Annotated in this window: 11 protein-coding genes; 3 read left to right on the forward strand and 8 right to left on the reverse strand. The window is 66.4% G+C overall.

Features of this window, described 5'->3' with window-relative positions; genetic code table 11:
* Nucleotides 1–25 precede the first annotated feature (25 nt).
* Nucleotides 26–1,276, forward strand: coding sequence for an aminotransferase-like domain-containing protein (locus ACX12D_RS03040; protein ID WP_459372876.1), 1,251 nt, complete (start codon nt 26–28; stop codon nt 1,274–1,276).
* 101 nt (nt 1,277–1,377) lie between these two features.
* Here ACX12D_RS03040 and ACX12D_RS03045 read toward each other — a convergent pair whose 3' ends face one another.
* The 4 genes from ACX12D_RS03045 to ACX12D_RS03060 all read right to left on the reverse strand — a co-directional run bounded on the left by ACX12D_RS03045 (nt 1,378) and on the right by ACX12D_RS03060 (nt 4,810).
* Entirely contained in the window at nt 1,378–2,046 is a 669-nt protein-coding gene (locus tag ACX12D_RS03045; RefSeq protein ID WP_459372877.1) for a helix-turn-helix transcriptional regulator, read from the reverse strand.
* A 290-nt stretch (nt 2,047–2,336) separates the two neighbouring features.
* Nucleotides 2,337–2,912, reverse strand: a complete 576-nt coding sequence (locus tag ACX12D_RS03050; RefSeq protein ID WP_459372879.1) for a flavodoxin family protein — start codon at nt 2,910–2,912, stop codon at nt 2,337–2,339.
* A gap of 91 nt (nt 2,913–3,003) precedes the next feature.
* Nucleotides 3,004–3,759: an ATP/GTP-binding protein gene (locus ACX12D_RS03055; protein WP_459372880.1), complete on the reverse strand. Its 756-nt coding sequence runs from the start codon at nt 3,757–3,759 to the stop codon at nt 3,004–3,006.
* A 1-nt stretch (nt 3,760) separates the two neighbouring features.
* Nucleotides 3,761–4,810, reverse strand: a complete 1,050-nt coding sequence (locus ACX12D_RS03060; RefSeq protein ID WP_459372881.1) for an AvrD family protein — start codon at nt 4,808–4,810, stop codon at nt 3,761–3,763.
* 232 nt (nt 4,811–5,042) lie between these two features.
* On the opposite strand from ACX12D_RS03060, the gene ACX12D_RS03065 reads away from it, so the two are divergent.
* A complete protein-coding gene (locus ACX12D_RS03065; protein ID WP_459372882.1) occupies nt 5,043–6,074 on the forward strand; it encodes a DUF6352 family protein in 1,032 nt (343 codons plus the stop codon).
* Nucleotides 6,075–6,125: 51 nt separating this feature from the next.
* Here ACX12D_RS03065 and ACX12D_RS03070 read toward each other — a convergent pair whose 3' ends face one another.
* Both ACX12D_RS03070 and ACX12D_RS03075 read right to left on the reverse strand, forming a co-directional pair.
* Nucleotides 6,126–6,500, reverse strand: a complete 375-nt coding sequence (locus ACX12D_RS03070) for a hypothetical protein (protein WP_459372883.1) — start codon at nt 6,498–6,500, stop codon at nt 6,126–6,128.
* A gap of 141 nt (nt 6,501–6,641) precedes the next feature.
* Nucleotides 6,642–7,553, reverse strand: coding sequence for a DMT family transporter (locus ACX12D_RS03075; protein ID WP_459372884.1), 912 nt, complete (start codon nt 7,551–7,553; stop codon nt 6,642–6,644).
* Nucleotides 7,554–7,715: 162 nt separating this feature from the next.
* On the opposite strand from ACX12D_RS03075, the gene ACX12D_RS03080 reads away from it, so the two are divergent.
* Nucleotides 7,716–8,186: an Lrp/AsnC family transcriptional regulator gene (locus ACX12D_RS03080; RefSeq protein WP_006158020.1), complete on the forward strand. Its 471-nt coding sequence runs from the start codon at nt 7,716–7,718 to the stop codon at nt 8,184–8,186.
* Nucleotides 8,187–8,195: 9 nt separating this feature from the next.
* Here the strand turns inward: ACX12D_RS03080 and mdcH are convergent, their stop codons facing one another.
* Nucleotides 8,196–9,134, reverse strand: coding sequence for a malonate decarboxylase subunit epsilon (gene mdcH / locus ACX12D_RS03085; RefSeq protein WP_459372885.1), 939 nt, complete (start codon nt 9,132–9,134; stop codon nt 8,196–8,198).
* On the reverse strand, nt 9,131–9,769 hold the full coding sequence (locus tag ACX12D_RS03090; protein ID WP_459372886.1) for a malonate decarboxylase holo-ACP synthase: 639 nt from the start codon (nt 9,767–9,769) through the stop codon (nt 9,131–9,133). Before ACX12D_RS03090 ends, mdcH begins: the two co-directional genes overlap by 4 nt.
* Nucleotides 9,770–9,778 lie beyond the last annotated feature (9 nt).

Below are 9,778 nucleotides of genomic sequence, written 5' to 3' on the forward strand. Positions count from 1 at the left end.
CGACTGATCCAATACCGAGCCTCTCATGAGCACGCCAGTCCATCCGTACGCGTTCGCGCCGGCCATGCGGGAGCCGCAAGGCTCGCCCATTCGCGAGCTGTTTCCCTACATGAGCCTGCCGGACATGATCTCGTTCGCGGGTGGCTACCCCTCGCCGGCCAGCTTCGATGCCACCGCGCTGCAGGATGCCGCGTCCAAGGCCATGGCCACCGTTCCCGCGCAATGCCTGCAGTACGGGCCGACCGAGGGCATGCCCGCGCTGCGCCAGGCATTGTCCGCGCTGATGGCGGAGCGTGGCGCGCCGTTGCCACCGGAGCAGGTCGTGGTGACGTCGGGCTCGCAGCAAGGCTTCGACCTGCTGGTGCAGGCCTTTGTCGCGCCGGGCACGCCGGTGTGGGTGGAAACGCCGACCTATCCCGCCGCCGTGCAGGCGCTGCGGCTGGCCGGCGCCGCCGTGCGCGCCATCCCTTCCGACCAGGACGGGCTGTGCGTGCAGGCCCTTGCCGCCATGCTGGCGGATTGCCCCGACGCCGAGCGGCCGCGCCTGCTCTACCTGGTGCCCACCTTCGCCAACCCGAGCGGGCGCACGCTGGCGCTGGCGCGCCGCCGCGCCGTGCTCGCGCTCGCCGCGCAGCACCGCATCGTGGTGGTGGAAGACGATCCCTACGGCAGCCTGCGCTTTGACGGCGAGCCGCTGCCCTCGCTGCTGTCGCTTGCCGCGCAGGATCCCGCGCTGACACCGTGGGTGATCTACCTTGGCAGCTTTTCCAAGACCATGGCGCCCGGGCTGCGCCTGGGCTGGATGGCCGGGCCCGCCGAAATCCTGCGGCGCGCGGTGATCGCCAAGCAAGTCTGCGATCTGTGCACCTCGCCGTGGCTGCAGCTTGCCATGGCAAGCTGCCTGGAGGATGGCCTGCTGCCCCGCCAGACCGCGCGCATCATCGACCTTTACCGCCACAAGCGCGACCTGATGGTGCAGGCCCTGGCCGATGCCTTCGGCCCTGCGCTGCGCTGCGAAACCCCGCAAGGCGGCATGTTCCTGTGGTGCGAAATCGACGGCGTTGCCGACGCGGCCAGCCTGTTGCCGCACGCCATCGCGGCGCGCGTGATGTATGTGCCGGGCGCCAGCTTTGGCGTGGACGGGCAGCGCTCGGCCGCGCTGCGGCTATCGTTCGCCACCGCGTCCGATGCGCAGATCGTGGAAGGCGTGGCGCGTTTGCGGCAGGCGGTAGCGGCTAGCCAGGGTGGCGCGGCGCAGGCGGCCCCAGCCGGCTGAAGCGGGCAACGGTATGGTTGCGCGGTTTTTGCCGTACCACTTGCACTGTCTGCGGCCGCACGCCTGGCCAGAACCGCTTCGCTTCATGTTGAAACGGCCTCTTAGCGGGATATTGCCACCTGCCGGTTCCTGGCATCCAGTTTGCGCAAGATGTGTTGAACCTGGGTCTTTACCGTCCACTCGCTCTTGTTGAGGATGCGTGCGATTTCCCAATTGGTCTTGCCCTGGCGGAGCCAATGGAAGACCGCTTGCTCCGCCTTGGTGAGGGATCGTACGGCCGCGCCCGCAGGATTGCCGCTCCCTCTGAGGTGATGGATCCCGGCGAGAGCCTCGTGGACCCTGAGGGCAACCGCCTCGGCATGGTGCTCGTGGTGAGCGCGGCGCGCCGTATCCACGCCGAACAGCGCGAAATAGGATGCCAGCCCGCGGTCTGCATCGACGTGTCCGTGGAGAAAAAGGTTGCCAAGCGCGTATTGCTTGAATAGCGACGCCAGTGCTACGTTCTCGCCAGCCACGTCCGGGCAGAAAAACTGAGGGGTGCGTGCCAGGATCCAGTGTGAAAAAACCGGGCAGCCTATGCCGGGGCTACGCGCAACCTGCTGCAGGTATGCCTCCGGCACACGAAAGGTGAACGTTTCGAGCGGCCTGACCCCCAAGGTATGTTTGGTGGTCAGGCCGAATGCGGACATCCGGTGCGGGATCAGTTCATTGAGCCCGGTTCGTGACCAGTGCAGGAAGCTATCCCGATCCGTAATCGCGGCGGACCACATGGACCGCTGAGTCTCCCGGCCGCGGCGGGAAGGTGCTTCCACATGAAGCGCAGACGCACGCATGTCCATCGTTGTCGCTCCTTAAGCACCTGCACCTGCGCACTGGATGCGCATGGTGGGTCGGATGGGTAGGGGCGGAGCGCGCGCCGGGTGAGCGATGTGTCGTGTCCGCCGATCGTCGTGGCGGCGCATGCCACCAACCGCTGGTGCCGGCGCCGAAGTACCCGGGAATCTTCTTCCGGGCATGTCCTCGGGTCAAGCAGACATTTCTCAATCTTGACCCCGCTCAGTCAGCGCGTGCCGTAGATGAACCGGGTGGCAACCTGGGCGACTTGCTTGCCCAATGCCTGAGCCGTATCGCGATCGCTTTGCGGCGGAGCGACATCGGGCGATTCGTCCGCATTGGCCTGGGCCATGGCGCCCAGGAAGCCGCCGACCCGGTTCAGGTCCCGCGCGGTTCCCTGGCTGGTGTGATAGCCGGGCATCGTACCCAGCGGCACCCAGATCATGGCGTGTTGCGCGGCAAAGATCGTCATCTGCATCAGGGTGTTCAACTTGTCCCCGCTCCAGCATGCCGAGCAGGTGAATCCGGCCGCAAGCTTGTTGCGCCAGCCCTGCGACGCCCAGACTACGGCGGAGTCATCCATGAATCGCTTGAAGTCGGCAGGGACGTTCCCCATGAACGTCGGGGCGCCAAAGATGATGGCGTCGGCCTGGTCGAGTTCGCTCCAGCGGTCCTTTGCCTCAGCGACAGGAATGAGGCTCGTGGTTGTGTTGGCGATCGACTGTGCGCCCACCTGGACAGCATGGGCGAGCACCGCGGTGTGGCCTGCGTTGCTTTGATAGACGATGGCAATCTTGGGCATTGGGAACTCCTTTTTGCGTTGTTGGAGGTGCGTTGTTGGCGGTGCAATGTTGGAAGGCAGAAGACTCGGCCCTCTAGGTGTTGTGAGCGCTTTACAAGGTGCTCAATCCGCGCGCCAGGCGATGGCGCCAGTCCATGCCTTCCCGGAACGACAGATGGCGGGCGTTGCTCTCCTGTTCGATGCGCGCCGCGTTGGCGCGGGCCATGGCGATGGCGTCGGGGATGCTGCATACGTGCGGCCATCCATAGAGCGCTGTAATTTGCGTGAGCCTCTGTTCGATCGATCCGCCCACTACGCGGCAGGGAATGCCGAGCGCCTGCAACCTTTCCAACAACATGCGCTCCGTCATGCGGCGAAACGCTTCCGAGACGGGGCGATGCCCGTCGTCGGTCATCGGGAACTCGATCGGCAGGTGGATCACCTCCTCATACGAGGCGCGAGCGTGCGCCTCCACCGCGTGCATGAGTCGCTCAAAGATGTGCTCATGCGTGGGGCGATAGCGCAAGCCCATCAGCTTGCGCAGGCTACGGGTGATTGGCCCATTGGCGGGATTGATCCCCGCGATCAGGCGGCCTCGGGCGTATATCCACTCGTGCAGGCAGGAGCCGTCCGAGATGTAGGTGTCTCCACACAGGTGTTCGGACACGACTCGTTCCTTGAATCGCCACAGGCAGAGTTCCATCAGTTCGGGAACGCTGCACTGCTCGAGCACCTTGCCCGGCAGCGCTTCCGGCATGATTTCGCGCATGGTGCGGGCATTGGTGCGAGGAATGCCGGTCAGGTAACCCAGGGCATCGGTCGTGGTTGACTTGCCGGTGGAGTAAGTACCGGAGATCACGATGCGCATGTCAGTCCCGACTCCTTGGCAGGGCATCGTCATCGGTCGCGGGAAGGTGGTGGGCGAACGTGAAGGTGGCGGTCATCGCGCCAAGCTGGCATAGGAACCGGAAGACGGACCAATTGCATCCATCCGCGCGCCTGCGCTTGTGGCTCAACGTGTATAGCTCGATCAGTTGCTGGCGGCGGACCTTGCAGGGCACAGCGGTGCTGATAATGAAATCCCGCATCCAGAGCGTATTGCTCCGGGTTCGTGAAATCCTGTCCTTCTGGTAGATGACGGCTTGCGCCATCTGCGCGCAGGCCAATACGAACTCCACATTGGAAAGCGTTCGGTAGACGGATGTGGGGGCACTGAAGATCGTCTCGGCGATGGCATGGCCGTCGGCGGGACTCAGCATGAGATGGTGCAAATCGATCCCATAAACGCCGCCGATGGCCAGCCTGCCGGCTACCGATTGCGGCGCATCCTGCTCGAGCATTCCGGTGTTGTCGATGTGTGCCGCATTGTTGCGCGGCTGCCCATTGTGGGTCAGGCTCACCGCCAACGCCATGCTGCCAAGCTGCAGTTCAATCTGCGTGGAAAACCGGTAGAGCGAGCGGCGGTTCTTGATAGGCTCGGTGACAATGCGATGAATGGCAAAGGGCAGGGAGTCGAGGTGTTCATCGGGTGCATTTCCACTGCGAATCTCACAGCGATTGATCAGCACTTCAGGCTCGGTCGGATTCGCCGTGAATCGCTGGGCTACCGCCCACTCGGAGAGCACCGCGCCCAGATGGGTTGCGTCCACTGTCGAGAGATGAGGCGGCAACGTGGTTCCGGTGGCCTTCCTGGACCAGTCCTGGGGATAGATGACCGCAAGTCTGCCTTGGGCTGGCAGCGCCGCGATGTCGGTGCAGGGCGCTATCACCCGATACTGGACGCGCTTGAATCCGGATCCGAAGTAGCGTTGCTCTCGCGGGCCCAGCAACTGGTCAATGTCGGCAAAGTGGCGTGATTGCCCGCGCTGGGGCGGGTGTTGCCGTGCGCGAGTGTCGTCAACCCTGGCGCTGAAGTGCATGGTTCGGACCCGTGAATTGTGCAAGAGGGAAAGTATCTCCGCGGGCGGTTTGCAGCGTACATACTCTGGGCGGAGTATTGCCCTCGGCAATCAAGTGCGGGCTGTGCGGGTTCTCCCAAGCGAGCGGCACAATGGCCGCGCGCCGGGACGTTGGATCCCTCCTGCCCAGGCGCAAGGGGTGTGCTGCGGCAGCCTGTGGGATACTGAGGTTCCCCTTGTTTGCTAGTCAACCATGGTTGAATCCACCCCCGCCCGTTGGCCCCATTCCGGCTTCGACCCTGCCGCGCGCGACAGCGACGGCCGGTTGCTGGCCAGCGACCACCTGCTGCGCACGTGGTGGTGGCGCCCCGAGGTAGCGCCGGTGGACGAATCTTGCGACGCCGAGCGAGCGCTGCATGCGGCGTTGATCGCCGAGCCACGGCGGCTTGTGCCGGCCAGCGAGCTCGCCGCCTTGCAAGACCCTGATGCCCGTGACAACTACGCCGTGGTGCTGGCCATGCGCGAGCGCCTGCTTGCCGCGCCGACCATCGAGGCGGCCTATCTGGATATCTTCCGCGAGGGCAATGTCAGGGTGCCGCCGGTCTTTATCGACCAGCTTGCGCACCTGATCGTGCACGGCATCCTGCATGACAGTGACAAGCCGGATCCGATGGAGTGGCGCGCCGCGGAGTTGTTCTCCCGCGCGCAGAAAGTGTCGCTGCAGGAAGGCGGGGTGATGCTGGCCGATGCCGACACCGTCGAGCTGCACGCGTCGGGCAGTGTCTACGGCGAGCTAGGCCGCATGCTGGCCGAAGCGCAGGTCCCGGCGCGCAAGGTGGAACTGGATGTGCTGGATCGCGATAACGCGCAGGCTTACTGGGGGCGCAGCGAACGCCACGACACGGTGATCCGCTTCGCCAGCGGCAGCGCGGCGCTGGCTGCGTTCAGCCGCGTGCTCGCGCGCTGGGTGCGGCATTTCTTCGGGGTGGAGGTGACGGTGATGCCGCTTTCCGCGATCGAGGACCGGCAGTGGGCCTGGCATATCGGGCTGGACGCGCAGGCCACGCTGTTGCTCAATGACCTGTATCGCGGCGTGGAACTGGAGCCGGAGCGGCAGCGGCGGATCTTGTCGCTGTTCCGGCTGGATTTTGCCGATCCATCCGTGGTGCGCCCGGATGTGGCTGGCCGGCCCGTCTACCTGGCGGCGGCGATAAACGAGGCAGGGATCCTCAAGGTGAAGCCGCAGAATCTGCTGCTGAACCTGCCTCTGGCCTCGATCTCGTAGCCGCTGGCCGCAGGAGCACCACGACCAGCAGGAAGAGCCACGTCCGTGCCATCAACGGCGCCATTCGCGGTCGCGGTCATGATCGTGTTCGTGCCAATCACGGTCGCGCCGATCGCGTTCACGCCACTGCCGCTCGCGCCATTCGCGTTCGCGCCAGGCGCGCTCGCGCATACCGGGGCCGTAGTAGCCGGGGCCATAGTAACCAGGGCCCGCCACTACCACCGGCTGGGGCTGCACATACACCGGGGCCGGTTCATAGATCGGCGCGGCCCGGTACACGGGGGCCGGCTGGTAGACGGGAGCCGGCGCGACAAACACCGGACCGGGCATGCCGATGCCGATGTCCACATCCACGCGCGCGAATGCGGCGCTGGAAGCAAGGCCTGCAACAGCAGCAATGGCGCAAAGGGTGGCGAATTTCCGCACGGGTGGCTCCGGTTAGTGATTGGCTCCACTGTAAGCCGGCGCGCCCATGTCAGGTATTAGCGGGGTAATACAACTGTGTCTTCTTGTAACGTTTGATGCTTAATTGCCAAAGCATCCTTGCGTGTGGCACGGCAAAAAGCATCAGGCGCCGCGCCACTGCAGCCGCCGTCCCAGCCACGGCGCCAGCGCCGACGTTGCCACACCCAGGGCGATCAGCGCCAGCCCGGCCGACAGATCCGCCGAGATCCGCTCCTGGAACGCCACCGCCGAGACCACCAGCCCGATCAGCGGCACGCACAGCATGGCGATCGAGGTGGCCGCTGGCGGCAAGGCCTGCGTCATGTTCAGCACCACGATAAAGGTCAGCGCGGTGGCCAGCGGCCCGGTGTAGAACAGCAGCGGCCAGATCTCCGGCACCGAGAGGAAGTGGGGCGCGCCGTCGCGCAGCAGTGCCAGCACCACCAGCGGCACCGAGGCCACGGCGGTTTCCCACGGGATCATGTCCGCGCCCAGGCGCACCGTGCGGTTGGCGCGCAGCTGGATGATGCTGAGCGACCAGGCCAGCGACGCGCCGAGCAGCATCACCAGGCCCACGGCGGTATGCAACTGCCAGTCCCGCACGGCCGGCGCGATCATCAGCGCGATGCCGGCATAGCTCAGCCCGGTGGCGATCCACTGCGGGCGCGACAGCCGCTCCTTGAGCACCAGCGACGACAGCGGAATCACCCACACCGAGGTCGCGTAGGCGATCACCGAGGCCCGCCCCGGCGGCACGTACTGCAGCGCCCACAGCGCCAGCGCGGTGAAGGCCGCCATTTGCAGCAGGCCCACACCGATCACCAACGGCCATTCCTGCCGCGTGGGCAGGCGCAGCCGGCGAAACGCACCCAGCACCAGGAAGCTGATGGCGGCCGCGGAGGTGAAGCGCGCGGCGGCAAACCAGAGCGGGCTGACGTGGGTCAGGCCCAGCTTCATGACCGGCCAGTTGCCGCCCCAGATCGCCACGGCGCAGGCGAGGGGAATAAACCGGCGCCATCCTTGTTGTGCTTGCATGCTTCGACTCGACTCTTTGACCAGGTTGTCCCGCCGCCACGAGATGGGAGGGGGATGCTGGGAAGTCTACGGTTTATTGCGCCGCAGCAAAGACCGAAGGTCGCTGCAAATGCGTTCCGTTACGGCATAGAATGCTGCCATATGAAAAAACAGGAGCGCAATGTGCTGGACATCGACCTGGACGCCACGGATATCCGGATTCTCAACGAGCTGCAGCGAGACGCCAGCCTGACCAACGTGGAACTGGCCAGCCGCGTCAGCCTGTCGCCCTCGCCCTGCCTGGCGCGGGTCAAGCAGCTGGAAAAACAAGGCGTGATCTCGCGCCGCGTCACGCTGCTGGATGCGCGCCGGCTTGGGCTGAAGGTGGTGGTGTTTATCCAGATCTCGCTGGACAAGCAGCGCCGCGAAACCTTGGATGCCTTCGAGCGGCGCATCACCACCCTGCCGCAAGTGATGGAGTGCTACCTGATGTCGGGCGATGCCGACTACCTGCTGCGCGTGGTGGTGGCCGACGTGGAAGCGCTGGAGCGGCTGATCATCGACCAGATCACGCGCATTCCGGGCGTGTCCAGCATCCGCTCCAGTTTTGCGCTCAAGCAGGTCCTGTACAGCACGGCGTTGCCGCTGGGGTAATGCCCTGGTTCAGGACGACGCCCGCAGCGCTTCGCGCACCGTGAGCGCGACCACGCTGTCGACGCGCGTGTCGGCGCAGGCCACGGCGATGCCGTCTGGCAGCAGCGGTGCGGCCAGCCGCGTCAGCACATTGCCGGGCGGCATTTCCACCGCCAGGCGCACGCCGCATTCGCGCGCCAGCAGCATGGCCTCATGCCAGCGCACCGGCACGGCAAGGTTGCGCGCCAGGTCGGCGGCGATGCGTGCCGGATCGCGCAGCTCGCGTGCCGCGCTAGCGCTGAAGTAGCGCAGGCGCGGCCGGTCGATGCGCACCCCCTCGAACGCGCGAGCGAGCTCGCTTGCCGCGCTGTCGAGCAAAGCGCAGTGCGAGGGCACGCTGATGGCAATGGGTTTGGCCGCGTGCGCGCCGCTGTCCAGCGCCAGTTCCGCAACGCGTGCCAAGGCCGTCGCGGCGCCCGCAATCACGAACTGGGCGGGCGCATTGAGATTGGCCAGGTAGACCGGCGACGCCGGTCCGTGCACCTGCGCGATGAGGCGCTCCAGCGGGCCCAGCTCCATGCCGAGGATCGCCGTCATCCCATAGCCGCTCGGATACGCCTGCTCCATCAGCTTTGCGCGCTGCGCCACCAGCCTGACCGCATCGGCATGGTCCAGCACGCTTGCGCAGACCGCCGCCGGGAAGGCGCCGATCGACAAGCCGGCCACGGCGTCGGGCTTGGCGCCTTCGGCAAGCAGGCAGCGCGCCATCGCGACGCCAGCGGTCAACAGGCACAACTGCACGGCCACGGTGGACGCGAGTTCGGCCTCGCTGTCCAGTGCCAGCACATCGCGCCCCAACACTTCGCTGGTCTCGCTCACGGTGGCGCGCACGGCAGGGTGGTCGGGCAGTGCGCGGAGCATGCCGGGACGCTGGGCGCCTTGGCCGGGGAAGGTGAAGAGCGTACTCACGATGGCGGCTGCCAAGGATCCTGGCACATGACCGGGCCGTTCGCTGTCTTGAGCAACACGCGGCCGCCGGTGCGCACGCGCTCGCGCAGCGCGAACGCGCCAAACGGCGTGGCCACCTGGATGTCGATGGGCGCTTGCGCATCGTCGAGCAAGGCGGCGAGGGTGCGGGCCAGGCTGGCCGCCAGCGGCGTGGCCGCCGTGACCAGCAGGTCCAGGTCGCTACCCGCATGCAGCACGTCGATGCCGCTGGCCAGCGTAAAGCCGACACCGCCCGTCACGCCCCAGTCCACCTGCGCAGCATCCAGCCGTGGCGCGATGCGCGCCAGCGCGGCAAGCGCGGGCAATGCGGCGCGGCGCGGATGATCCCGCCAGCGTGCCTGCCGCGCGAGCATGCCCGGCGTGACCACGCGCGCCACCTGCGCGGCGGGCAGCCATGCCGCGTGGCGCTGCGCGCGCGTGGTGCCGCGCAGCCCGACCGGGATGCGGCCTTCGATGGCGCCATCGCGCCGCACCACCAGCGGGGCCTGCGCGAGCCAGTCGGCACTTGCCCACGCGGGCAGCGCATTGGCACGGGCGAAGCCGGGTGCGTCCGCGATCCACAGCAGGTCATGCGGCAGGAGCGTGCTTGTGGTCATCTCATGCGC

Source organism: Cupriavidus sp. PET2-C1, assembly GCF_054515855.1.